Genomic DNA, 22951 nt, shown 5'->3' with positions numbered 1-22951 from the left:
GGGGAAAGGAAGTTACGTGCTAGACGTCAACTTCTTCGATGAACTCCGGATCGGCCTGGCCACCGCCGAAGACATCCGCCAGTGGAGCTATGGCGAGGTCAAGAAGCCGGAGACCATCAACTACCGCACGCTCAAGCCGGAGAAGGACGGGCTCTTCTGCGAGAAGATCTTCGGCCCCACCCGGGACTGGGAGTGCTACTGCGGCAAGTACAAGCGCGTCCGCTTCAAGGGCATCATCTGTGAGCGCTGTGGCGTCGAGGTGACTCGCGCCAAGGTGCGTCGTGAGCGGATGGGCCACATCGAGCTGGCCGCACCGGTCACCCACATCTGGTACTTCAAGGGCGTTCCGTCGCGCCTCGGTTACCTGCTCGACCTGGCGCCGAAGGATCTCGAGAAGATCATCTACTTCGCCGCCTACGTCATCGTCGGTGTCGACGAGGAGCTGCGCCACAACGAGCTCAGCACCCTCGAGGCCGAGATGGAGGTCGAGAAGAAGGCTGTCGCCGATCAGCGCGACGCCGATCTCGAGGCCCGCGCGCAGAAGCTCGAGGCCGACCTGGCCGAGCTGGAGGCCGAGGGCGCCAAGTCCGACGTGCGTCGCAAGGTCAAGGACGGCGGCGAGCGCGAAATGCGTCAGCTGCGCGACCGGTCCCAGCGTGAGCTGGACCGCCTCGACGAGATCTGGACGACCTTCACCAAGCTGTCGGTCAAGCAGCTCATCGTCGACGAGGTGCTCTACCGCGAGCTCGTCGACCGCTACGGCGAGTACTTCACCGGCGCCATGGGTGCGGAGTCCATCCAGAAGCTGATGGAGAACTTCGACATCGACGCCGAGGCCGAGAACCTGCGCGAGACCATTCGCTCGGGCAAGGGCCAGAAGAAGCTGCGCGCGCTCAAGCGGCTCAAGGTCGTCGCGGCCTTCCAGGCCAACGGCAACTCGCCCATGGGCATGGTGCTCGACGCTGTTCCGGTGATCCCGCCGGAGCTGCGCCCGATGGTTCAGCTCGACGGTGGCCGCTTCGCCACCTCCGACCTGAACGACCTGTACCGCCGCGTGATCAACCGCAACAACCGCCTCAAGCGACTGATCGATCTGGGTGCGCCCGAGATCATCGTCAACAACGAGAAGCGGATGCTGCAGGAGTCCGTCGACGCGCTGTTCGACAACGGCCGTCGTGGTCGCCCGGTCACCGGTCCGGGTAACCGCCCGCTGAAGTCGCTGAGCGATCTGCTCAAGGGCAAGCAGGGTCGTTTCCGTCAGAACCTGCTCGGCAAGCGTGTCGACTACTCGGGCCGTTCGGTCATCGTGGTCGGTCCGCAGCTCAAGCTGCACCAGTGCGGTCTGCCGAAGCTGATGGCGCTCGAGCTGTTCAAGCCGTTCGTCATGAAGCGTCTGGTCGATCTCAACCACGCACAGAACATCAAGTCCGCCAAGCGGATGGTCGAGCGTCAGCGTCCCCAGGTGTGGGATGTCCTCGAAGAGGTCATCGCCGAGCACCCGGTGCTGCTGAACCGCGCGCCCACCCTGCACCGCCTGGGTATCCAGGCCTTCGAGCCCCAGCTGGTCGAAGGTAAGGCCATCCAGCTGCACCCGCTCGTGTGTGAGGCGTTCAACGCCGACTTCGACGGTGACCAGATGGCCGTGCACCTGCCGCTGTCGGCGGAGGCGCAGGCCGAGGCGCGCATCCTGATGCTGTCGTCGAACAACATCCTGTCCCCGGCGTCGGGTCGCCCGCTGGCGATGCCGCGTCTGGACATGGTGACCGGCCTGTTCTACCTGACTCGTCTCGACGAGAAGGGTGTCGGCACCTACCAGGCCGCAGGCAAGGACGAGCCGGAGACCGGCGTCTACTCCTCGCCCGCCGAGGCCCAGATGGCCGTCGACCGCGGTGAGCTGACCGTGCGTTCGATGATCAAGGTGCGCCTCACCGAGCAGCGCCCGCCGCGCGAGATCGAGGCGGAGCTCTTCCCGGAGGGCTGGCACCGCGGTGACGCGTGGCTGGCCGAGACCACCCTGGGTCGCGTGCTGTTCAACGATCTGCTCCCGGCGGACTACGCGTTCATCAACGAGCCGATGCCGAAGAAGCGGCAGGCCACGATCATCAACGATCTGGCCGAGCGCTACCCGATGATCGTCGTCGCGCAGACCGTCGACAAGCTCAAGGACGCCGGCTTCTACTGGGCCACGCGTTCGGGTGTCACCGTCTCCATGTCGGACGTGCTCGTTCCGCCGGAGAAGGCCGACATCATGGAGCGGTACGAGGCCATGGCGGATCAGATCGAGAAGAAGTACCAGCGTGGTGCGCTCGATCACCAGGAGCGCAACAACGCCCTGGTCAAGATCTGGCAGGAAGCGACCGAAGAGGTCGGTACGGCGCTGCGTTCGCACTACCCGGCCGACAACCCGATCATCACGATCGTCGACTCGGGTGCGACCGGTAACTTCACCCAGACTCGTACCCTCGCCGGTATGAAGGGTCTGGTGACGAACCCCAAGGGTGAGTTCATCCCGCGCCCGATCAAGTCCTCCTTCCGTGAGGGCCTGACCGTGCTCGAGTACTTCATCAACACCCACGGTGCTCGTAAGGGTCTGGCCGACACCGCGCTGCGTACCGCCGACTCGGGTTACCTGACCCGTCGTCTGGTTGACGTCTCGCAGGACGTCATCGTGCGCGAGCACGACTGTGGCACCGAGCGCGGCATCGTCGTGCCGATCGCGGAGAAGCAGGCCGACGGCTCGCTCATCCGGGACGCGCACGTCGAGACCTCGACCTACGCTCGCACCCTGGCGACCGACGCGGTCGACGCCAGCGGCAACGTCGTCGTGGCCAAGGGCGCCGATCTCGGCGACCCGGCCCTGGAGGCGCTGCTCGAGGCCGGTATCACCGAGGTGAAGGTCCGCTCCGTGCTGACCTGCACCACCGGCACCGGCGTCTGCGCCACCTGCTACGGCCGCTCGATGGCCACCGGCAAGCTGGTCGACATCGGCGAGGCCGTCGGCATCGTCGCCGCCCAGTCCATCGGTGAGCCGGGTACCCAGCTGACCATGCGTACCTTCCACCAGGGTGGTGTCGCTGGTGACGACATCACCGGTGGTCTGCCCCGCGTGCAGGAGCTCTTCGAAGCTCGTGTGCCCAAGGGCAAGGCGCCCATCGCCGAGGTCTCGGGTCGCGTGCGGCTCGAGGACGACGACCGCTTCTACAAGATCACGATCATCCCTGATGACGGGTCGGAAGAAGTCGTCTACGACAAGCTCTCGAAGCGTCAGCGTCTGCGTGTGTTCAAGCACGACGACGGCACCGAGCGCCTGCTGGCCGACGGTGACCACGTTGAGGTGGGTCAGCAGCTGCTCGAGGGCGCTGCCGATCCGCACGAGGTGCTGCGCGTGATGGGTCCCCGTCAGGTGCAGGTCCACCTGGTCCACGAGGTCCAGGAGGTCTACCGCTCGCAGGGTGTGTCGATCCACGACAAGCACATCGAGGTCATCGTGCGCCAGATGCTGCGTCGCGTGACGATCATCGATTCGGGTGCGACCGAGTTCCTGCCCGGTTCGCTCACCGAGCGCGCCGAGTTCGAGAACTCGAACCGTCGCGTGGTGGCCGAGGGTGGCGAGCCCGCCTCCGGCCGTCCGGTGCTGATGGGTATCACCAAGGCGTCGCTGGCCACCGATTCGTGGCTGTCGGCGGCCTCCTTCCAGGAGACCACCCGAGTGCTGACGGACGCGGCCATCAACTGCCGCTCCGACAAGCTGATCGGCCTGAAGGAGAACGTGATCATCGGTAAGCTCATCCCGGCCGGTACCGGTATCAACCGCTACCGCAACATCCAGGTGCAGCCGACCGAAGAAGCCCGCGCCGCCGCGTACGCGGTGCCGTCCTACGACGACACCTACTACTCGCCGGACAGCTTCGGCACCTCCACCGGTGCCGCAGTGCCGCTGGACGACTACGGCTTCAGCGACTACCGCTAAGTTGTAGGTAGGCAAAACAATTCGGCCCCGCTCCTTTTCGGAGCGGGGCCGGACTGTTCTCCGAGGCAGATCCGGGTGTGGTAGTTGTTGCGGGTGTCGACTCCTTCGCGTACATCCCTGGTAGTCCTGTGCGGCTTGCTCTTTGCGGCAGGCTGCTCGACGGGAGGCGGCAGGGTGACGGGAAGCGGTGTCCCCGAGGCGCGGTCGTACGCGTCAGTGCCCTCGTCCTGTGCGGACGTGGACGCGGCGGCGCGAGAGTCGCTGGTTCAGTTCGCCGGTGATCTCGAAAATCCGGACACCCGTTTGCATGTCGCGGATACGGGCTCTTCGAATGGGCCGAATGAGATCTTCTGCGGGGTGAGCTTCGATGCGAACCCCGTCCCAGACGGTGATGTCATGCCTGAAGCCGGGCCGCTGCTGCGCACGGTGACCATCGAACTCGACCGTGGGCCGGTAGTGCCGGAGGGGCTTCGGACCACGAGGACTCCGATGGCTTCGAATGCCGCGCAGCGTACGAACTTCAGCACGCCGCGACAGCTCGACGGCATCGGCGACGACGCGATGATCACGATCGAAGACAGCGATGGAACGATCCGAAGCTGGGCGACTTCGGTGATCGGCAACGTCAGGATCCAGGTGGTGACGGCCGGGATGGACTGGAGTGGCGGCACATCCCCGCCGGTCTGGGGGTCGCCGACGATGCGTGCGGACCTGAGCGAGGGCGCCGAAGCTATTCTCACCGAGCTGGCCCGCGAGCTGCCCTCGGCCATGCCGACAGCGACGAGTGAGCCTCCGACCCCGCCCGCTGTCGCGACGAGCACGGTTCCGCCGACAGCGGATCCGCCTGTGTGGGATCCCTGTTCGATACCGGAATCCGCGATCGCGAAAGCGCGGCTGCGCCCGGCACCGAAACAGCCGGCTGCCAGTGGCAGCCGATGTGAATGGAAAGGTGACGGCTACACCCTGGCGATAGCCTCGACCGCCGACGCCTTCCATCAGATCTACTACAGCCACTACGGCTGGTACCCGCACCCACGCCCGGTGAGGGTCGGCGACCGGCAGGCGCTACAAGTGGCCAAATCCTTCGGCGGCGCTGACGCCGAGGTCGATGACGGCTACTGCGAGCTCGGCTTCGATACACCTTTCGGCACGAAGAACGGCCTCCCGATCGGCGCGGTCGGTATCGAAATGTGGGACGACGATAACGATCGCAAGCCGGCTGCTGTCTGCAAAGACCTAGTCCGCATCGCGGAACCGCTCGTCGCGCATATCCCGCCGAGCCGGTAGCGATTGCAGCATTGGCGCTAGGTTGGATCAGGCGACCTTGATCGTGTGCGGCCCGACGCTGACGCTGATGTCGACATGTCCGCCGAGCGCGCGGGCGTAGGCGCGGAGTGTGTCGAGTTCCATGGCGGCGAGGTCGCCGTTCTCGATCTGCGAGATCCGTGCCTGACTGACACCGAGGGCGGCGGCGAGCTCGGCCTGCGTCTTGCCGATCGTTTGGCGGAGCTCCTTGAGATGGTGGCCGGCGATTCGGCCATCCAGCTGTGCCGCGGCTGCCGCCTGAACCTCTGGGTCGGCCAGTTCCGGATGCAACCGGTGGGCTTCTTCCTTCACCTCACGCCAATTACGTGCGCCAGTCATCGTTCCTCCTTCGCCTTCTCGACGCGGTAGTCGGCATGGCGATTTTCCGCCAACGGGATCGCGTCGTCGTACCAGTGGGACCACCGCCCGGCTTTGTCCCCGCTGACCAGGATGATCGCCTGACGATCCGGATCGAATACGAACAGCATCCGGATCTCCGAGCGTCCACGTGACCCTGGGCGCAGTTCCTTCGGATTCTTCAGCCGACTGTGTTCGAGCGTATCGACCAGAGGTCTGCCCAGTGCGGGACCGACCGCGGCGAGTCCAACGCCTGCTCGATCAAGGCTGCTGAGGCCGGGTCGGACTCGCACAGCTTCATGAACCAGCGATCAACCGGTTCCAGTAGCACGATCTCCCATTCCACCCAGCAAGTATAAGTCAAGACTTATGTCGCGCGAGTGGTATTCGTGGTCAGTTGGAGGTGGCGGCCGCCGCCTCGGGATCGCTGACTGTGACTGTTCCGGGTTCGCCGAGGCGGACGGTGATAACGCCGATGAGAATCAGTGCCCCGCCGAGTAATTGGATCGGGCGGGGGGCTTCGCCGAGTAGGGCCCAGGCGAACAGGAGGGCGGCGAGGACCTCGGTGAGGGCTACGAAGGAGGCCAGGCGGGAGCCGAGGCGGCGGGTGGCGGCGATGCCGGTGACGTAGGCAATCGCCGCGGTGACGATGCCGATCAGCAGGATCGGGACCCACCACGGCGTGCTGAAATCGTCGAACACGACAGTCGCGGTGGTGGCGCGCAGTGGCACGATGCCGACCATTCCGGCCAGCAGCAGCGCGACCCCGCCGATCAGCAGTCCGCCCGCGGCCAGGACCGTGCCGGGCAGCTCGCCACCCTGGGCGGAGAGCACGAAATACGCGGCGGCGCCGATCATCGCGGCCAGCGCCCAAGTGATGCCGATCGGGTCGGTCGACACCCCGGCGAGGATGTCGAGCACGAGCAGCAGTCCGGTAATGCCGAGTGCGGCGCCGGCGAGGGTGGCCGAGCCGGGCCGCTGGCGGTGCCGTGCCCACATCCAGCCGACGACGGCGATCGGTGCGGTGTACTCGATCAGCAGCGCGGCGCCGACCTCCATGTGCGCGACGGCGTTGAAATAGGCCAGCTGGGTGCCCGCGATGGCGAGCAATCCGTACAGCACGATCAGGTTCGCGTTGGCGCGCACCAGGTTCCAGTTCCCGCGTATCTGGGGAAGGGCGACGGGGAGCAGGACGACCCCGGCAAGCAGAACGCGCGCTGCGACCACTGCGGCCGCGCTCCAGCCCGCGTTCATCAGCCCGCGCGCGAGCGGACCGGACAGGCCGAACGAGGTGGCGGAGGCCAGCGCGAGCAGCAGTCCGGATCGCATCCGGGTCACGCTGTCATGGGTCAAAGTCGCCATGACTAATGACGGTAAGGAGCCTGCGGTAATATGTCAACGTGGTTTTTGCTCATGACACCGAGGCGGCGCTGCTGGCGGCGGTCGAGCTGGTCAACTCCGCCGAAGACCCCGACACGCTGACCGAGACCGCGCAGCTCGACGAGTTCTTCGACCGGCACGTCTACACCGGCGTGCATACCGGCGATGCCGCGGAACTGGCCGCCGTGCGGGAGTTGCGCGCGCCGCTGCGGCGCATGCTGATGAGCGACCGCGACACCGCGGTCACCCTGGTGAACGAGACCCTGGCCGAGCATCGCGCGGTCCCGCAATTGGTCCGTCACGGCGACGTCGACTACCACGTCCACGCCGTGCCGCCCGAGGCCCCGCTGCCGGTCCGCATCGCCGTCGAGACAGCCATGGCGATGATCGACCTGATCCGCGCCGACGATCTGAGCCGCCTGTCGATCTGCGCCGACGACACCTGCGAAGGCCTGGTTCTCGACCTGTCCCGCAATCGTTCCCGCCGCTACTGCAGCACCGCCTGCGGCAATCGCAATGCCGTCGCGGCCTACCGGGCGCGGCAACGTTAGAGCCTGCGCACCTTCGGGCACTTCTTGCCAGCCAGGTGACACTTGTCCTCGAAGCCGGCGGGCAGCCACGCCCCGGTCCGCAGCAGCGGATGATGCGGAAAGTGCTGTAGCGCCGCGGTGACGAAGATCAGCGGCGCCCACGCGCTGCGGATCTGTAGTTGCTGCATGGTGCCGTTGCGGTCCGGGAACCGGCAGCCGACCAGGTCGGGTGCGGTGAGGTCGGCACTTTCCAGCGCCGACCAGTACAGCGAGAACGACCGCTCCGGATTCGCCAGGTGAATCCGCCGGTTCGAGATCATCGCCGATCCTGGCCGTTCGGCGATCCATCGCGGTTGCGCCGCCGCCTCGGCCCGCGACCGCCTGGTCTCGTTGCGCACCCCATTACCCAGGTGCGCGACAGCGCCCAGCGGCGTCTGCCCGTCGGCGCGTACTCTGCCCCGCACCCAGCGACCGTCCCCGACACCACGCCAGGTGAACCACTGGACTCCGCCGTCGGCGAAGCAGATCTCGCCGGGCTCCAGCCGGACCCGCGTCGCGGCGGACGGGATCTGCGCGACCCGCCCGCTCGCGATCAGCTCGGCCACTCCGCACGTGTACAGCAGGTAGTCGTCGAACCACGTCCATCCGGCCTGCTCGGCCAGGGCCCGATCGATATCGGCCAGCGGGTCGAACACGTCTCTCACCACCCACTCACAACGTGCGGAGTTTCCTCCTGACCACGGTAGCTGGTGCTCAGGGCGCCCCGGTGACGTAGGCGAGCGCGGTATCGATCGCAGGCTGCCCACCCGCCATCGCGTACCCGGCCATCGCGCCGATCGCGGCGCCCGCCACGGTCGCGACCGGGACGGTGATGAAGTCGAGGACGAACAGTCCGAGCGGGAAGCCGAGAACGAAGCCGATGGCGGCCCCGATCGCCGCGCCCTGGATGATCTGCGGCTGCAGGCGCTGCGTCTCGGCGTAGAACTGTTCCTGGGCGCTGATCTCGCGCACCGGCGCATCGGCCTCGCCGACCGGGGTGAGCGTGAGACGGGTGCCCGACTCGTCGACCGCGGGGGTGAGCGGCACGGCGTGCTCACCGAGGCGCACGACCATCGGCAGCGCGGCGATCACCGCGCCGGAGGCATCGGTGACCGTGACGACCTTCGCGTCGTGCACGAGCTGGAACTGGCCCGCGTCGAGCGTCGTGACCGCGGCACGCCGATCCTCGGACACGCCGACCTGGTAGTTCACGCCCCGGTCGACACTGCGCAGGGCGGGCAGCGGCGTGCTGCCGGACTGCGTGCCGACGGGTCCCGGCTCGGCGGCGCCGATTCCCGTGGCGGACAGGGTGACTCCCACCGCCAGCAGCGCCGCGCCAACCACAGTGCCGATCCTCATCCCGCAAGCCTCCCGCTGAATTCACCCGGGACCGATTCGTCCCGTTCGTCGCGGCAAACCTAACCGCTGGAAGGGTTTTCGGGAAGTTGTCGCGAGGCCGTTCGGCGTCGGCGTCACGCGGATCACAAGGGCGCGGTCGGTCTTCGGGTCCGATCGCCGAGATGGTTCCGCACGGTCAGCGGGCCGCAGCGGGGCGGTCTGCCCCGCTCGGTGGGCGGCGGGCGAAATCCGGTGCGTGTTCCGGGCGGATCCCGATCCCGCCGAGGTAGGCGACGAGTCCGGCGAGTATCGGCACAGCGTCGACGGCCCGCAGCGGCAGCGGGGCGGTGCGCAGCTCACCGCGGAGCGCGGGGGCGATGAGCATGTCGTGCTCGCCGCGCTGGGAGCGCTGGGTGAAGCTGGCGGGCAGCATCCGCCTGCGCTGCACCTTCTCCAGGTCGGCGGTCCGCACCGTGCCGTCGAGCAGCGGCTTGGCGAGGATGCGCGCGGCCGCGACGGCATCCTGCACGGCGAGGTTGACGCCGACACCGCCGACCGGCGACATCGTGTGCGCGGCATCGCCGATGCACAGCAGGCCGGGCACGTACCAGCGTTCGAGCATGCCGACGGTCACCTCGAGCAGCTTGACGTCGTCCCACGACTCGATCGCCGCGGTCGCCTCGGCGGGCCAGCCGAACAGTTCGGTGACTCGGTCCCGCAGCCACCGCACATCGTGGGCGGCGCGCAGTGTCGCGTCGCGACCCTTCTCGATGATGTAGCCGGTCTGGTAGTAGTCGCCCCGATCGATCGCGACCGCCGAGTTTCCGCTGGTGAAGCGGGCCTGGCTGGCGTCGCCCTCGGTGTCGTCCGTGGCCTTCGGGATGCGGAAGAACCACATGTCCATGGGCACGTCCTCCATCCGCTGCCGCAGGCCCGCCGCCTCGCGAGCCACGGAATCACGTCCGTCGCAGGCGATTACGAGATCGGCGCGCAGTTCGTGGTCGGCGCCGTCGGCATCGCGGTAGCGCACGCCGGTGACCGCGTCGGACTCGTGGAGCAGCCCGGTGACGGTCGACCGCATCCGCAGGGTGAACGTGGGTTCCACGGCGGCGGCGCTCACCAGCAGATCGAGGAAGTCCCACTGCGGCACCATCGCGATGTGGCGGTACCGGCCCGGGATCCGGGTGAGGTCGGCGGCGACGACCATGCGATCGCCGGCGTACATGCACATCCTGGTGAGCGCGGACTGTGGCAGCCGGGCGAACTCGTCGCCGAGCCCGAGCTCGTCGAGCAGCCGTACGGTCGACGGGTGGACCGTGTCGCCGCGGAAATCGCGTAGGAAGTCGGGGTGCTTCTCCAGCACGGTGACCTCGACGCCCGCCCTGGCCAGCAGCAGGCCCGCCATCGTTCCGGCCGGCCCGCCGCCGACGACGCAGCACGTGGTCTTGTCCATGAAATCCCCCTCGAACGTCATTGTCTACGACGAAGCGTAGTAGCAAATCCCGGGGCGGGTCCAGGGTTTTCGGAAATGCCAGGCGACCCTTGACGCCCGCCGCGGCGCGCGCAATACTGAACTAGATGGTTCAGTATGAATTCCTGAATGCCTCGTTCGGGGCGCTCGCGGACCCCACTCGGCGGGGGATACTCGAGCACCTCGGTCGTGGGCCCGCGAGTATCAGCGAGTTGGCCGAGCGGTTCGAGATGACCCTGACCGGCATCAAGAAGCACGTCGGGTTGCTCGAGGACGCGGGCATGGTGGTCACCGAGAAGCGTGGGCGGGTCCGGTACTGCCGGATCGGCGAGCACGTCTTCGATCGGGAGGTGGCCTGGATGCAGGGTTATCGGCAGATGCTCGAAGCCCGGATGGACCGTCTCGGTGAATTCCTGCAACGATCGGAGCCAGAGCAATGAGCACAACCACCAACGACGCGGTCATCACCTCGACCTCGGACCGCGAACTGCACATCGAACGCGATTTCGACGCACCGCTGGACCGGGTGTGGAACGCCTACAGCCGCGTCGAGCAGGTCTCGCGCTGGTGGGGCCGCGGTCACGAGCTCGACATCGAGCGCTGGGAATTCCGCAAGGGCGGGCACTGGCGCTTCGTCGAGCACGAGGGCGACGAGTCCTACGGTTTCGAGGGCCGCTTCCGGGAGATCACCCCGAAGGAGAAGATCGTGCAGTCCTTCGAATGGGACGGCATGCCCGCGCACATCTCGATCGACTCGACGACCTTCGTCGACCTCGGCAACGGCCGCACCCGCGTGGTCACCGACAGCATCTTCCACACCGCCGACGAATGCGCCGGCATGCTCGCCTCCGGGATGGAAGTCGGCCTCAACGACAGCTACCGCGCCCTCGACGCACTGCTCGCCGAAGGTCGCTGAGTACCGGTCGATCCGGCGCCGCGGGGAAGGCGGTGCCGGATCAGCGGTGGGTGCAGCCGGTGGCCCGCTTGCGTGGCTTCAAGCGCAGCGGCGGTAGCGGCGGCGCGGGAATCCGCTCCTCGGGCGAGTGCCCGATCACCTCGGCGAAACGGCTGGTGTCGTTGGCTTCCCACGCCTCGCGGGCCGCGACGATCTCGTCGTGACTGCGGCCGACGAAGTTCCACCACATCACCAGCTCTTCGGCGAACGGTTCGCCGCCGATCAGCGCGAAGTGCGCGCCGGCGGTGCTCTCCAGAAGCAACTCGGCGCGGTCCGTGCCCAGGTACAGCAGCGGGCCCGCGGTGAGCTCGGCGCCGTCCACCCGCACCGTGCCCTCGATCACCAGCACCGCGTGCTCGAAGGCCCGTTCCAGCGGCAATCGCGCCTCGGCACCGGGATCGAGCACGATGTCGGCCCCCACGATCGGGGTGTAGGCCTTCGCCGGTGAGGTGACCCCGCCGAGCGAGCCGATCAGGACGGTGGCCCGCAGCCCCGGCTCCTCGTACACGGGCAGCTCGCGATGCTGCTCGAAATGCGGTTCGACCCCGGTCGCGGTGCCGGGCAAGGCGATCCACAGTTGCAGGCCGTTGCCCGCGTGCGCGCCGGGAACGCCGAACTCCGAATGCGCGATGCCGCGACCCGAGGTCATCAGGTTCAGCTGACCCGGTTCGATCTCGACATTGGAGCCCACCGAATCGCGGTGCCGGATCCGGCCGTCGAACGGCCAGGTCACCGTCTGCAACCCGATATGCGGGTGGGGCAGGATATCGGGGGAGGCCCCGGTCCGCGTGACGGTCGGCGAGCCGAATCGGTCGAGAAAACACCACGCGCCGACGGTCGGCAGATCACGTTGCGGCAGTGTGCGTTCCACGTACACGCCGCGGACGCCGCCGAGCGGTACCTCCCTGGCGGGGTACAGCTCGGTGATCGGTCCCGGACTCGGCGACGGCTCACACAGCGCCTCGGCGGGATCGGCCTCCAGATCGCTCACGGCAAGAGACCCTTGCCCACCACGTGCGCGTCGTACTGGGGGTGCTTGTCGAGCCAGCCGCGGATGAACGGGCAGTGCGCGGTGATGGTGCGGCCGCGCTCGATCACGTCCTCGACGGCGTACTTGGCGAGCACGCTGCCCAGGCCCTTGCCCGCGTAGGCGTCGTCGATTTCGGTGTGGACGAAATCGGTGTCGTTGTCGCGCTCGACGTACTCGGCGAAACCGGCGAGCTCGCCGTCGTAGAACACGTCGTAGCGGTCCTTGTCCGCATTGCGCACGACCTGCGGCTCGGTCGAACCAGACTGCGCTGCCGGGGTGGTCTCAGGCATCTCCTTGCGCTCCTTCCGCACCCGAACAGGGTGCGCTCAGGATCGACACGCAGTGGACGCGCCGATCGCGTCGGCGATCGGAGACGATCACCGAGATCTGTGCATCGGACCAACTGCTCGCGCGCGATCGGGTATTCCCGGTCGGCGCGATCTTCCTCGGGCGGGGATGACCGCCTCGGCCAGGCCGAGCACGGCGCCTTCGGTCACCCTAGCGCGATGCGAGCCCGGTGCGCCGCGGCCCGTCGGAGCCGCGGCGCGGCGGACGCTACTCCCGGCCGGCCGAGGTGAAGGACATGTCGGCGTACCGGTTGCCCGCCACTTGTCCGGCGATCGGCTCCAGAGTCGCGAGTTCGTCGGCGGTGAGGCGCACGGTGGCCGCCGCGACGTTCTCGGCCAGCCTGCTGCGCTTGCGCGTGCCGGGGATCGGCACCACCGCGAGACCGTGCACCTCGGCGCGGGCGTGCACCCAGGCCAGGGCGGCCTGGGCCTGGGTGATCCCGTGTGCCGTGGCGATCGCGGCCAGCGGGGCGAGCAGTTCGGCGTTGTGCTCGGCGTTGTCGCCGGTGAACCGTGGCTGGAACTGGCGGAAATCCTTGTCGCTCAAATCGTTCGCGGTGCGGAACGCGCCGGTGAGGAAGCCGCGGCCGAGCGGCGAGTACGGCACGAAGGCCACGCCGAGTTCGGCGGCGGCGGGGACCGCGGTGCGCTCCACATCGCGGGAGAACAGCGACCACTCCGACTGCAGCGCCGCGATCGGGTGCACCGCGTGCGCGGCGCGCAGTTCGTCGCCGGTCACCTCGGACAGACCGAGCGCGCGCACCTTGCCCGCCGCGACCAGTTCGGCCAGCGTGCCAACGGTGTCCTCGATCGGCACGGCCGGGTCGCGCCGGTGCATGTAGTACAGGTCGATGGTGTCGATGCCGAGCCTGCGCAGGCTGGCGTCGACCGAGGCGCGGATGTAGGCGGGGGAGTTGTCGAAGCCGCGGAAGGCCGGGTCGTCGGCCTTGCGGACGATGCCGAACTTGGTGGCGATCACCAGGTTCTCCCGGTTGGCCCGGACGAAGTCGGCGAGGAATTCCTCGTTGTGGCCCGAGCCGTAGACATCGGCGGTGTCGAACAGGGTGACGCCGAGTTCGAGCGCGTGGTCGAGGGTGGCGCGCGATTCGGCCAGGTCGGAGTCGCCGTAGAACTCGCTGATGCCCATGCAGCCGAGGCCCTGCGTGCCGACCACGGGGCCGTCGGCGCCGAGGGTGACGGTGGGCAGTGTCGCGGTGGTGCTCATGTGTCGGTTCCTTCGCTCGTGTGCGCGGTGAGCGTGGCCGGCGGGTCGACTTCGGATCGGCCTTCGTAGATGGCGATCTTGTAGTCGAGGACGGCCACGGTCTGCTGTAGTTCCGCGATCTTGTCGAGCACGTCGGACCTGGTCTGCCGGAACATCGCCAGCCGCTCGGGGAAGGTCTGTTCGCCTGCCCGCACCAGTTCGGCGTAGCGGATCATGTCGGCGACCGGCATGCCGGTCAGCCGCAACCGGCCGATCAGCACCAGCCACTCCAGGTCGCGATCGCTGAAGCGGCGGTTGCCGGAGTGGTCGCGGCCGATGTAGCTCATCAGCCCGATCCGCTCGTACCAGCGCAGGGTGTCGCGACTGAGGCCCGATCGCCCGGCGGCCTCGCCGATCGAGTATTTCGGGCGCTCCCGCTCGTCGTCCCCGCTGTTGGTGCGCAGGGCCACGTCCTGATCCATCGTGCTCGTCCCTTCCCGTGGAACCCCACCGACGCTATCCACCTGGAGTGCACTCCAAGCAAGACTTATTCTCGCGGGACGAACGAACTCAGGTGTACTTCGGCAGCTCCTGGACGGCCCACCGGTTGCCGTCGGGATCGGCGAAGAAGGTGAACAGGCCCCAGCCCATGTCCTGCACCGGGCTGGCCTCCACACCAGCGGCGACGAGCTGGTCGTAGGCCTGCTGCGCGCTTGGCACGACCATCTGCATGCCTTCGACGCTGCCGGGGGCGGCGCTGGTCAAGCCGCGGCCGATGCAGATCGAGCAGCCGGAGCCAGGCGGGGTGAGCTGGACGAAGCGGATGTCCGGGCTCGGCGTGTGGTCGTGATCGGCGTTGAAGCCGATACTGGTGTAGAAGTCCTTGGCCCGATCGACGTCGGTGACCGGGATGGCAACGAGTTCGATTTTCCAATCCATGCCGTTCAGCATGGCACCGAAGACCGACAGAAACGTAGTGTGGATCACATGGCTGGTAAGGACATCGACCGGATCAGGGCTCGCTCGGCCTGGGAGACGGTCAAAGAGAGCCCCGTGATCACCGCGATCGCGGTGGCCCCGGTGGTGTTGGTACTCGGCGTGGTGTGGGCGCTGACGAACGGCTTCGTCGCCCTCGTGCTGCTCGCACTACTGGCTGTCGGAATCGTCGTCGGCGGCAAGCTGCTCAAGTAGCCCGCCAGGACTCAGCGTGGGACATGGAAATGCGTCAGTTCGCCCGAACCGGGATCCAGCTGCGCCCACGGGCGGTCGAACTCGAGCACGGCCAGCGCCGAGGTCGGGAACTTGCGGCTGAGCTCGGTCGCCTGATCGGACTCGCGGTTGGCCGCCAGTTCCCAAGCGGTCCACGGGATTCCGGGCACGTGCCCGACGACGAGCAGGGTCTCGATCGCGTCGTCGGTGAGCTGGATCAGCTCGATCAGGGTGTGCGGACTGGCCTCGTAGATGTCGTCGGTGTACTCCACCGGCGCGGCGATGCCGGTGGCGGCCAGGGTCTGCCTGGTGCGCGTGGCGGTCGAGCAGCGGACCGCATCGATGGGCGGCTGGGTGGTGCGCAGCCACTCGCCCGCCAGCGCCGCTTCCCGCTGTCCGCGCGGGGCGAGCGGGCGGGCGTGGTCGCCCACGCCCTCGGGGTAGGCCGATTTTCCGTGCCGCATCAGGATGAGGGTCGCCGCCATGGAACAACCGTAATCCCGACCGCGGGTGAGGTCGCGGTCACACTCGAGGCACACTGAAAGCTACGTCACCGTAGACGTGTTCGTGGCACACCCGCCGCGGGCCCGCCGCGGAGGGCGTCTCGAGCCACCGACCACATATTTCGAGGATCTGCACCTATGGCCTACGTCATCACGCAGCGTTGTTGCAACGACGCCAGCTGCGTCACCGAGTGCCCGGTCGACTGCATTCGCCCGACTCCGGATCAGCCGGAGTTCGCCACGGCGGAGATGCTGTACATCGACCCCGACACCTGCATCGACTGCGGCGCCTGTGTCGACGCCTGCCCGGTGGACGCCATCTTCTCCGAGGACGACCTGCTCGCCTCGCTGGCCAGGTATCGCGAGATCAACGCCGCCTACTTCCAGCGCCACCCGCTGGAGTCGAACTTCGATCCGCTGGCGACGCCGACACGTCCGCCCAAGGAGCTGGGAACCCTGCGCGTCGCGATCGTCGGCGCGGGCCCGGCCGCGTGCTACGCCGCCGACGAACTGCTCCGGCGCAGCGATGTCGAGGTCGAGATGTTCGACCGCCTGCCGACCCCGTGGGGTCTGGTGCGCGCGGGCGTCGCACCCGACCACGCCGGCACCAAGGGCGTGGCGAACATGTTCGACTCGGCTTTCCGCCGCGAGACGCTGCAGTACTACCTCAACGTCGAGGTGGGTGAGCACATCGATCACCAGGAGCTGCTCGACCACCACCACGCGGTGATCTACGCCGTCGGCGCGTCCAGTGATCGCAAGCTCGGCGTGCCCGGCGAGGATCTGCCCGGCAGCCATTCGGCCACCGAGTTCGTCGCCTGGTACAACGGCCACCCCGACTTCGCCGATCGCGAGTTCGACCTGTCCGGCGAGCGCGCGGTCATCGTCGGCAACGGCAATGTCGCGCTCGATGTCGCCCGCGTGCTCACCGTCGACCCGGACGAGCTCGCCAAGACCGACATCGCCGACCACGCGCTGGACGCTTTGCGCCGCAGCAATATCCGCGAGGTGGTGATCCTCGGCAGGCGCGGCCCGCTGCAGGCGGCCTACAGCACGCCGGAGTTCCTGGCGCTGACGCACCTGAAGGGTGTCGACGTCGTGGTCGACCCGGCCGACATGGAGCTGGACCCGCACAGTCGCGCCATCCTCGACGACCCGAACATCGAGCCGTCGCTGCGGCTGAAGTATCAGCTCGCCCAGGAGTACTCGACCGTGCAGCACGACCCGTCGCACAAGCGGATCGCCTTCCGCTACCTGACGACCCCGACGGCGGTGCACGGCGACGACCAGGTCACCTCGATCGAATTCGCGCACAACGAATTGACCGAGGAGAACGGGCAATTGGTGGCCACCGCCACCGACCGCACCGAGACGCTCGGCACCGGACTGGTGCTGCGCTCGATCGGCTACCGCGGTGTGCCCGTCGCGGGCCTGCCGTTCGACGAGCGGCGCGGCATCGTGCCCAGCGAGCACGGCCGGGTCATCGAAGCGACCGAGCCGGTGCCTGGTGTGTACGTGTCCGGCTGGATCAAGCGCGGGCCGCGCGGCGTGATCGGCTCCAACCGGGTCGACGCCGAGGAGACCGTGGAAGCCGTGATCGCCGACTTCATCGCGGGCAAGCTCACCGCGCCGACCGGTGACCGGGCCGCGCTGCAGGCGCTGCTCGCCGAGCGGCAGCCGGAGCTGGTCGACCGCAAGGGCTGGAAGACCATCGACCAGGCCGAGAAGTCCGCGGGCAAGGCCGCGGGCAGGCCGCGCGTCAAGTTCACCACTCGCGCCGACCTGCTCAAAGCGGCGAAGGGTTAGCGGATGGCCCCGGCTCGGAAACGGGCCGGGGCTATTCCGGCAGCGGCATGATCCGCACGACGGTGGTGGTCGTGCCGCCGACGACGAACCACAGCCGCAGCACCTGCTGACCGGTCCGGTCGCCCGGCTCGTACCGCCCGCGCACGGTGATGTGCTCGCGGGCCAGCACCGGCGCCACGTACTCGATCACCGCGCGATGCGGTCCGGCGACCAGCTTCGGGTAGTCGACCAGGAACTGCTCGACGGCCTGCCAGTAGCAGGTGTGGTTGACGTGGTTGTACTGGTCGATATCGGTCGCGCGCACCGGGAAGGGCAGATCGGTGTCGGACTCGCGCGGCGCCGGATCGGTGAGGTAGGGCCGCCAGCGCAGCCGGTGCTCGTCGGTGGACCGGGCCAGGTAGGCAAGGCCTTCGTCGCTGATCCGGGCGGGCAGGTTGCTCGATTCGCTGAGGTTGATCCAGAAACCCTCGGTCTCGATCAGACCGCCGCCGTCGCTGGTGATCCTGGTGCGCATGTTCGTCCAGCGGGTCGACATGCTCGAGCACCAGCGGGTCAGGCGCACCTGATCGGGCCAGGTGACCGGCCGGATGACATCGATGACGGTGCGGCGCACGATCCAGGTCGGGTCGGTGCGATGCAGTGCCGTCTGCTGGAGCTCGTCCCAGGAGATGTCCTGCAGATAGCGCGCCACCGCGTCGAGGCGCAGCCGCTGATAGGGATCCACATCGCCAGCCCGGACGGGCCACGCCGCGGCGAAACCCATGCCCTCCTGGGGAAGCGGGGCCAGTGGCTGATCGAGTGACACGTGTGCTCCTTGCACGGCGCACCGGGGTATGCCGCGACTTCTTGCGTAGTTCTGCAGACGACTTTACGGGTCGCAGATCACACCCTCACGCTGAGCCGGGACTATCGGTACCAGGTGGCGGTCACAGCGCCGGCGCCGACCCCGTTGTCGTACATGACAGGAGCGACCCGCGCCCGGTAGCCTGCTTGGATGGCCGGCGGGGCAATGGCGGGCTCGATGTTCGGGCGCTATGAAATGCGCAGGCTCCTCGGAGTCGGCGGTATGGGGGAGGTCTACGAGGCCTACGACACCTCCAAGAATCGCACTGTCGCCGTCAAGGTGCTCAACCGCGAACTGGCCAGGGATCCCGTCTACGTGCAGCGGTTCCGGCGGGAATCGCACGCGATGGCGAGCGTGCAGGAACCGCACGTCATCCCGGTGCACGACTGGGGCGAGGTCGACGGTGTCCTCTATATCGACATGCGCCTGGTCAAGGGCAGCGATCTCAAGGATCGCCTGCAGCAGCACGGCAGGCTGACGCCCGGTGAGGCGGTGCAGGTGGTGGAGCAGATCGCCGCCGCACTCGACGCCGCGCACGAGATCGGCCTCGTCCACCGTGACGTGAAGCCCGCCAACATCCTGCTCACCAGCAACATGTTCGCCTACCTGGTGGATTTCGGTATCGCGCACGCCGACTCGGACCCGCAGCTCACCAGCACCGGCAGCGCCGTCGGCTCGATGGCGTACATGGCCCCGGAGCGGTTCGAGGACCAGCCGATGACGGCGGCGGTGGACACCTACGCCCTCACCTGCGTGCTCTACGAATCCCTGGTCGGCCGGGTTCCGTACCCGGTCAACAGCCTCGCCGGCGCGATCGGCTCACATCAGATGGCGCCGCCGCCGCGGCCGAGCGCCGTCGACCCCGGACTGTCCTTCTTCGACCCTGTGATCGATCGCGGCATGGCGAAGCGGCCGCAGCAGCGCTATGCCACCCCCGGCGACCTGGCTCGCGCCGCCCGCGCGGCACTCGTGCAGGCCGAGCGATCGGCGCCGAGCACGGCGCCGGGACCGCAGGTGGCGGCCGCGACCGTGGTTCCCGCGCCGCGGTCGTGGGACACCGGTGAGCCGCCCCCGCCCACGGTGTCCGGGCCGCAGGTCGTGGTCACGCCCGCCGCCCCCGCGCACCAGGAGTGGACGCCGCCGCCTGGCTATCCGACGCCAAGCCCGCAGCCCGCCCGCGTCGGTGGCCACACCCACCCCTCCGCGCCGTTACCGCTACCACCGCAACGCAATTCGTCGACGCCGATCCTGGCCGGTGCGCTGGGCGCGCTGATCGTGCTCGTCGCGGTCGGCGCCACGGTATGGGTGATGCTGGGCGTCGGCGACGAGAAGAAGTCCGTCGCCGATCCGCCGAACACGACGACCGGCGCCGTCGTCCCGCCGCCGCCGCAGATCGAGACGGTCAGCCAGACCGTGCCGACCACCCGGGTCGTCACCTCACCGCCCTCGCCGACCAGGACGACCGTGCCGCCGCTGCAGTCGAGCGTCTCGGGCGCCGACGGCCAAGGCTTCCTCAACGGCAGCCCGCGCTGCAACGACAACGACGCCGCGATGACCATCGCGCGCACCACCGGTTCGCGCGTGATCATCTGCCACACCGGCGACAACCGCTACTACTACAAGGGCGCACGGGCAAGCAACGGTCTCGGCATCGAACTCGACGACCCGGTGCCCACCGGCAGCGGCGGTTTCACCGCGACCAACCCGACCGACGGCACCCGATATCAGCTCACTCCCGCGGGCCTGACGATCATCAAGGACGGGTCGGTGCTGGCGAGCGAGCAGGTCACGGAATTCGCCCATCGCTGACCGGTTCGCCGGGATATTGTTCGATCATGCGCGCAGCCCAGGTCGGCAAGTTGGACGGTCCGTCGGCGATCGAGATCGTCGACCTGCCCGAGCCGGTGGCCTATCCCGGCGGGGTACTGATCGACGTGCACGCGGCGGGCATCGCCTTCCCCGATGTGCTGATGACGCGCGGGCTCTACCAGATGAAACCGGGCCTGCCGTTCGTCGTCGGCGGTGAGGTGGCCGGTGTCGTGCGCGCGGCGCCGGAGGGTTCGTCGCTGCGTCCCGGCGACCGCGTCGCCGCGCTGACCATGCTGGGCAACGGTGTCGCCGAGGTGGCCGTCTCGCCCGAGCACGCCGTATTCAAGCTGCCCGGCAACGTCTCGCTCGAGGCGGGCGCCGGCATCCTGTTCAACGACCTCACCGTCCACTTCTGCCTGACCAAGCGCGGCCGGATCACCGAGGGTGAGACCGTGCTGGTGCACGGCGCCGCGGGCGGCATCGGCACCTCCACCCTGCGGATGGCGAGGGCGCTCGGCGCGGGCCGGGTGATCGCGGTGGTCAGCACCGAGGCGAAGGCCCAGGTGGCCAAGGCCAACGGCGCGACCGATGTGGTGCTGACCGAAGGCTGGCTCGCCGCGGTGAAGGAGCTCACCGACGGTCGCGGCGTCGACATCGTGCTCGACCCCGTCGGCGGCGATCGCTTCACCGACAGCATCCGCTGCCTGGCCGGTGGCGGCAGGCTGCTGGTCGTCGGTTTCACCGCGGGCGAGATCCCGACCGTGAAGGTGAACCGCCTGCTGCTCAAGAACGTCGAGGTCGTCGGCGCGGCCTGGGGCGAATGGGTGATGAGCCACCCCACCTACCTCGCCGAACAGTGGGCCGAGGTCGAACCCCTGCTCGCCTCCGGCGCCATCCCCGCACCAGAGCCGGTCCTGTACCCGCTGGAAAAGACCGCCGAAGCCGTTGCGGCGCTGGACAACCGGACCGCCACCGGCAAGGTGGTCGTGCAGCTGCGCTGAGTGGGTGTGCGGGGTCCGGCTCAGCGCGGCTCGCGGTAGGCGGGGGCCTTCGCGGTGCCCGCCGGGGTCAGGGTGCGCAGCAGCGGCATGGTGCGCCGCGCGATCACCGTCGACAGCACGATCACGCTGTGGGAGCGCACCACCGAAGTGGTCCGATCGATGCTGAGCAGCACCGCCTGCAGCCCGGCGTGTGAGTCGGCGCCGATCCGGCACAGCACGTCACCGGTGCCGGTCGTCGCGTAGGCCTCCAGCACGCCGGGGATGGCTTCGAGCTCGGCGCTGACGGTGTCCAGCGCGCCCTGCGCGATCTCCAGCGTCACGAAGGCCTGCACGTCGAATCCGGCGGCGGTCACGTCGATCTGCGGATCGTAGGAGGCGATCACCCCCGACTCCTCCATCCGGTTGATCCTGGCCTGCACGGTCGCCCGCGCGACCTTCGTGCGCCGCGACAGCTCGAGGATCCCGGCCTTCTGGAACTGGTGCATCGCGGTGAGGATCGCGAGATCGAGTTCGTCCAGTTTCGCCGGCGTACGCATCGAAAGACCTCCGTGTCTGCGCGGTCAGGTGCTATTCAAATTGTCCACCATCGGGCCGCGATCGGTGGCTTCTTGTGTCAGCCTGTTCAGCCTCCGATGGAGTAGTTGCCCAGCTCGCCCGGAACGGGATTTCCTAGGTCATGACCATTGAGCAGCAGCTCGTCGGGCTGATCGAGCACGACGACAGCGTCGATCCGTTTCCGGTGATCGGGTGGGACGCGCTGGTGTGGGTCGTCGGCAACGCGACCCAGAGCGCGCACTTCCTGCAGTCGGCCTTCGGGATGCGGCTGGATGCGTACTCCGGTCCCGAGACCGGCAATCGCGACCGCAAGTCGTTCGTGCTGCGCAGCGGGGGAGCGCGGTTCGTCGTGCAGGGGGCGGTCGATCCGGACAGTCCGCTGGTCGCCCACCACGACCGGCACGGCGACGGCGTCGTCGACATCGCGCTGGAGGTGCCCGATGTCGACCGCTGTATCGCGTGGGCGCGCGACCACGGCGCGCAGATCCTGGTCGAACCCCACGACGAGAGCGACGAATTCGGCATCGTCCGCTCCGCGGCGCTGGCCACCTACGGCGAGACCAGGCACACGCTGGTCGACCGGTCCGGGTACTACGGGCCGTACCTGCCCGGCTATGTCTCCCGCACATCCACCCATCAGCGGCGCACCGCCCGGCTCTTCCAGGCGATCGACCACGTGGTCGGCAATGTGGAGCTCGGCATGATGGACCGCTGGGTCGACTTCTACCGCAGCGTCATGGGATTCACGAACATGGCCGAGTTCGTCGGCGACGACATCGCCACCGAGTACTCCGCGCTGATGAGCAAGGTCGTCGCCAACGGCAACCACCGGGTCAAGTTCCCGCTCAACGAACCGGCGGTGGGCCGCAAGCGTTCTCAGATCGACGAGTACCTCGAGTTCTATCGCGGCCCCGGCGTCCAGCACATCGCCCTGGCCACCGGCGACATCCTCGCCACGGTCGACGCGTTGCGCGCCGAAGGCGTCGAATTCCTGCAGACCCCCGACACCTACTACGAGGACCCCGAACTACGCGCGAGGATCGGCCACGTGCGAGTCCCGGTGGGGGAGTTGCAGCGTCGCGGCATCCTGGTCGACCGCGACGAGGACGGCTACCTCCTGCAGATCTTCACCCGTCCGCTCGCCGACCGCCCGACCGTCTTCTTCGAACTCATCGAGCGACACGGCTCACTCGGCTTCGGAAAAGGCAACTTCAAGGCCCTCTTCCAGGCCATCGAACGCGAGCAGGAGGCTCGCGGCAATCTGTGAGCCGGGCGGCGCAGCCATTAGAGTTCATGGC

The 22951-nt window shown here is 68.1% G+C and carries 25 protein-coding genes; 10 read left to right on the top strand and 15 right to left on the bottom strand.

Translation table 11 applies throughout. From position 1 onward, the window contains the following. The first annotated feature begins 16 nt into the window (after positions 1 to 16). On the top strand, positions 17 to 3970 hold the full coding sequence (locus ACWF82_RS11080) for a DNA-directed RNA polymerase subunit beta' (protein WP_452500203.1): 3954 nt from the start codon (positions 17 to 19) through the stop codon (positions 3968 to 3970). 237 nt (positions 3971 to 4207) lie between these two features. Continuing rightward, entirely contained in the window at positions 4208 to 5257 is a 1050-nt protein-coding gene (locus ACWF82_RS11075) for a DUF3558 family protein (protein WP_452500201.1), read from the top strand. A gap of 27 nt (positions 5258 to 5284) precedes the next feature. Here ACWF82_RS11075 and ACWF82_RS11070 read toward each other — a convergent pair whose 3' ends face one another. The 4 genes from ACWF82_RS11070 to ACWF82_RS11055 are packed head-to-tail and all read right to left on the bottom strand — an operon-like array spanning position 5285 to position 6994. Then, positions 5285 to 5614, bottom strand: a complete 330-nt coding sequence (locus ACWF82_RS11070; protein ID WP_452500199.1) for a helix-turn-helix domain-containing protein — start codon at positions 5612 to 5614, stop codon at positions 5285 to 5287. After that, positions 5611 to 5817, bottom strand: a complete 207-nt coding sequence (locus tag ACWF82_RS11065) for a type II toxin-antitoxin system RelE/ParE family toxin (protein WP_452500377.1) — start codon at positions 5815 to 5817, stop codon at positions 5611 to 5613. Before ACWF82_RS11065 ends, ACWF82_RS11070 begins: the two co-directional genes overlap by 4 nt. Then, positions 5814 to 5978, bottom strand: coding sequence for a hypothetical protein (locus ACWF82_RS11060; protein ID WP_452500388.1), 165 nt, complete (start codon positions 5976 to 5978; stop codon positions 5814 to 5816). Before ACWF82_RS11060 ends, ACWF82_RS11065 begins: the two co-directional genes overlap by 4 nt. Before the next feature lie 47 nt (positions 5979 to 6025). After that, positions 6026 to 6994: an EamA family transporter gene (locus ACWF82_RS11055; protein ID WP_452500197.1), complete on the bottom strand. Its 969-nt coding sequence runs from the start codon at positions 6992 to 6994 to the stop codon at positions 6026 to 6028. Between the two features lie 38 nt (positions 6995 to 7032). Here ACWF82_RS11055 and ACWF82_RS11050 point away from each other — a divergent pair, with 38 nt between their 5' ends. Then, positions 7033 to 7563, top strand: coding sequence for a CGNR zinc finger domain-containing protein (locus ACWF82_RS11050; RefSeq protein ID WP_452500195.1), 531 nt, complete (start codon positions 7033 to 7035; stop codon positions 7561 to 7563). Here the strand turns inward: ACWF82_RS11050 and ACWF82_RS11045 are convergent. The 3 genes from ACWF82_RS11045 to ACWF82_RS11035 form a co-directional block, all read right to left on the bottom strand. Then, on the bottom strand, positions 7560 to 8246 hold the full coding sequence (locus ACWF82_RS11045) for a hypothetical protein (protein WP_452500193.1): 687 nt from the start codon (positions 8244 to 8246) through the stop codon (positions 7560 to 7562). The genes ACWF82_RS11050 and ACWF82_RS11045 overlap by 4 nt on opposite strands. Positions 8247 to 8295: 49 nt before the next feature. After that, on the bottom strand, positions 8296 to 8940 hold the full coding sequence (locus tag ACWF82_RS11040) for a hypothetical protein (RefSeq protein ID WP_452500192.1): 645 nt from the start codon (positions 8938 to 8940) through the stop codon (positions 8296 to 8298). A gap of 175 nt (positions 8941 to 9115) precedes the next feature. After that, positions 9116 to 10372: an FAD-dependent oxidoreductase gene (locus ACWF82_RS11035; RefSeq protein WP_452500190.1), complete on the bottom strand. Its 1257-nt coding sequence runs from the start codon at positions 10370 to 10372 to the stop codon at positions 9116 to 9118. Positions 10373 to 10497: 125 nt separating this feature from the next. On the opposite strand from ACWF82_RS11035, the gene ACWF82_RS11030 reads away from it, so the two are divergent. After that, positions 10498 to 10830 (top strand): ArsR/SmtB family transcription factor, encoded by a 333-nt coding sequence (locus ACWF82_RS11030; protein WP_452500188.1) that lies wholly within the window; start codon positions 10498 to 10500, stop codon positions 10828 to 10830. Further along, the gene (locus tag ACWF82_RS11025) at positions 10827 to 11306 is read left to right on the top strand and encodes an SRPBCC family protein (protein WP_452500186.1); all 480 of its coding nucleotides are present in this window, start codon (positions 10827 to 10829) and stop codon (positions 11304 to 11306) included. The genes ACWF82_RS11030 and ACWF82_RS11025 overlap by 4 nt, the downstream gene beginning before the upstream one ends. A gap of 40 nt (positions 11307 to 11346) precedes the next feature. Here ACWF82_RS11025 and ACWF82_RS11020 read toward each other — a convergent pair whose 3' ends face one another. The 5 genes from ACWF82_RS11020 to ACWF82_RS11000 form a co-directional block, all read right to left on the bottom strand. After that, positions 11347 to 12336 (bottom strand): pirin family protein, encoded by a 990-nt coding sequence (locus ACWF82_RS11020; protein WP_452500184.1) that lies wholly within the window; start codon positions 12334 to 12336, stop codon positions 11347 to 11349. Then, positions 12333 to 12665, bottom strand: coding sequence for a GNAT family N-acetyltransferase (locus ACWF82_RS11015; protein WP_452500182.1), 333 nt, complete (start codon positions 12663 to 12665; stop codon positions 12333 to 12335). The genes ACWF82_RS11020 and ACWF82_RS11015 overlap by 4 nt, the downstream gene beginning before the upstream one ends. A 265-nt stretch (positions 12666 to 12930) precedes the next feature. Then, on the bottom strand, positions 12931 to 13947 hold the full coding sequence (locus ACWF82_RS11010) for an aldo/keto reductase (RefSeq protein ID WP_452500179.1): 1017 nt from the start codon (positions 13945 to 13947) through the stop codon (positions 12931 to 12933). Further along, complete coding sequence (locus ACWF82_RS11005) at positions 13944 to 14408, bottom strand: MerR family transcriptional regulator (protein ID WP_452500178.1); 465 nt, start codon at positions 14406 to 14408, stop codon at positions 13944 to 13946. The genes ACWF82_RS11010 and ACWF82_RS11005 overlap by 4 nt, the downstream gene beginning before the upstream one ends. Positions 14409 to 14496: 88 nt before the next feature. Further along, positions 14497 to 14865, bottom strand: a complete 369-nt coding sequence (locus ACWF82_RS11000) for a VOC family protein (RefSeq protein WP_452500177.1) — start codon at positions 14863 to 14865, stop codon at positions 14497 to 14499. A gap of 48 nt (positions 14866 to 14913) precedes the next feature. Between ACWF82_RS11000 and ACWF82_RS10995 the strand changes: the two genes are divergently transcribed. Then, entirely contained in the window at positions 14914 to 15117 is a 204-nt protein-coding gene (locus tag ACWF82_RS10995) for a hypothetical protein (protein ID WP_452500175.1), read from the top strand. 11 nt (positions 15118 to 15128) lie between these two features. On the opposite strand, the gene ACWF82_RS10990 is transcribed toward ACWF82_RS10995, so the two are convergent. Further along, the gene (locus ACWF82_RS10990) at positions 15129 to 15620 is read right to left on the bottom strand and encodes a SixA phosphatase family protein (RefSeq protein WP_452500173.1); all 492 of its coding nucleotides are present in this window, start codon (positions 15618 to 15620) and stop codon (positions 15129 to 15131) included. A 156-nt stretch (positions 15621 to 15776) separates the two neighbouring features. Between ACWF82_RS10990 and ACWF82_RS10985 the strand changes: the two genes are divergently transcribed. After that, complete coding sequence (locus ACWF82_RS10985) at positions 15777 to 17444, top strand: FAD-dependent oxidoreductase (RefSeq protein ID WP_452500171.1); 1668 nt, start codon at positions 15777 to 15779, stop codon at positions 17442 to 17444. A 31-nt stretch (positions 17445 to 17475) separates the two neighbouring features. Here the strand turns inward: ACWF82_RS10985 and ACWF82_RS10980 are convergent, their stop codons facing one another. Next, positions 17476 to 18249 (bottom strand): acyl-[acyl-carrier-protein] thioesterase, encoded by a 774-nt coding sequence (locus ACWF82_RS10980; RefSeq protein ID WP_379310384.1) that lies wholly within the window; start codon positions 18247 to 18249, stop codon positions 17476 to 17478. 189 nt (positions 18250 to 18438) lie between these two features. Between ACWF82_RS10980 and ACWF82_RS10975 the strand changes: the two genes are divergently transcribed. Then, positions 18439 to 20097, top strand: a complete 1659-nt coding sequence (locus tag ACWF82_RS10975; protein WP_452500169.1) for a protein kinase domain-containing protein — start codon at positions 18439 to 18441, stop codon at positions 20095 to 20097. 26 nt (positions 20098 to 20123) lie between these two features. Then, positions 20124 to 21098, top strand: coding sequence for an NADPH:quinone oxidoreductase family protein (locus ACWF82_RS10970; RefSeq protein WP_379310386.1), 975 nt, complete (start codon positions 20124 to 20126; stop codon positions 21096 to 21098). 20 nt (positions 21099 to 21118) lie between these two features. Here ACWF82_RS10970 and ACWF82_RS10965 read toward each other — a convergent pair whose 3' ends face one another. Beyond that, complete coding sequence (locus tag ACWF82_RS10965; RefSeq protein ID WP_452500167.1) at positions 21119 to 21634, bottom strand: Lrp/AsnC family transcriptional regulator; 516 nt, start codon at positions 21632 to 21634, stop codon at positions 21119 to 21121. Positions 21635 to 21774: 140 nt separating this feature from the next. On the opposite strand from ACWF82_RS10965, the gene hppD reads away from it, so the two are divergent. Then, entirely contained in the window at positions 21775 to 22920 is a 1146-nt protein-coding gene (gene hppD, locus ACWF82_RS10960) for a 4-hydroxyphenylpyruvate dioxygenase (protein ID WP_452500165.1), read from the top strand. Positions 22921 to 22951 lie beyond the last annotated feature (31 nt).

Source organism: Nocardia sp. NPDC055053, from assembly GCF_053608285.1.
The sequence above is the reverse complement of the archived record's forward strand: the minus strand, read 5'-3'. Positions and strand labels throughout refer to the sequence as shown.

Bases quoted from the DNA above. Each gene is read 5' to 3' on its own strand.
- ACWF82_RS11070 (WP_452500199.1), bottom strand. From the start codon at position 5,614: ATGACTGGCGCACGTAATTGGCGTGAGGTGAAGGAAGAAGCCCACCGG.
- ACWF82_RS11055 (WP_452500197.1), bottom strand. From the start codon at position 6,994: ATGGCGACTTTGACCCATGACAGCGTGACCCGGATGCGATCCGGACTG.
- ACWF82_RS11040 (WP_452500192.1), bottom strand. From the start codon at position 8,940: ATGAGGATCGGCACTGTGGTTGGCGCGGCGCTGCTGGCGGTGGGAGTC.
- ACWF82_RS11035 (WP_452500190.1), bottom strand. From the start codon at position 10,372: ATGGACAAGACCACGTGCTGCGTCGTCGGCGGCGGGCCGGCCGGAACG.
- ACWF82_RS11030 (WP_452500188.1), top strand. From the start codon at position 10,498: ATGGTTCAGTATGAATTCCTGAATGCCTCGTTCGGGGCGCTCGCGGAC.
- ACWF82_RS11025 (WP_452500186.1), top strand. From the start codon at position 10,827: ATGAGCACAACCACCAACGACGCGGTCATCACCTCGACCTCGGACCGC.
- ACWF82_RS11015 (WP_452500182.1), bottom strand. From the start codon at position 12,665: ATGCCTGAGACCACCCCGGCAGCGCAGTCTGGTTCGACCGAGCCGCAG.
- ACWF82_RS11010 (WP_452500179.1), bottom strand. From the start codon at position 13,947: ATGAGCACCACCGCGACACTGCCCACCGTCACCCTCGGCGCCGACGGC.
- ACWF82_RS11005 (WP_452500178.1), bottom strand. From the start codon at position 14,408: ATGGATCAGGACGTGGCCCTGCGCACCAACAGCGGGGACGACGAGCGG.
- ACWF82_RS11000 (WP_452500177.1), bottom strand. From the start codon at position 14,865: ATGGATTGGAAAATCGAACTCGTTGCCATCCCGGTCACCGACGTCGAT.
- ACWF82_RS10995 (WP_452500175.1), top strand. From the start codon at position 14,914: ATGGCTGGTAAGGACATCGACCGGATCAGGGCTCGCTCGGCCTGGGAG.
- ACWF82_RS10990 (WP_452500173.1), bottom strand. From the start codon at position 15,620: ATGGCGGCGACCCTCATCCTGATGCGGCACGGAAAATCGGCCTACCCC.
- ACWF82_RS10985 (WP_452500171.1), top strand. From the start codon at position 15,777: ATGGCCTACGTCATCACGCAGCGTTGTTGCAACGACGCCAGCTGCGTC.
- ACWF82_RS10975 (WP_452500169.1), top strand. From the start codon at position 18,439: ATGGCCGGCGGGGCAATGGCGGGCTCGATGTTCGGGCGCTATGAAATG.
- ACWF82_RS10970 (WP_379310386.1), top strand. From the start codon at position 20,124: ATGCGCGCAGCCCAGGTCGGCAAGTTGGACGGTCCGTCGGCGATCGAG.
- ACWF82_RS10965 (WP_452500167.1), bottom strand. From the start codon at position 21,634: ATGCGTACGCCGGCGAAACTGGACGAACTCGATCTCGCGATCCTCACC.
- hppD (WP_452500165.1), top strand. From the start codon at position 21,775: ATGACCATTGAGCAGCAGCTCGTCGGGCTGATCGAGCACGACGACAGC.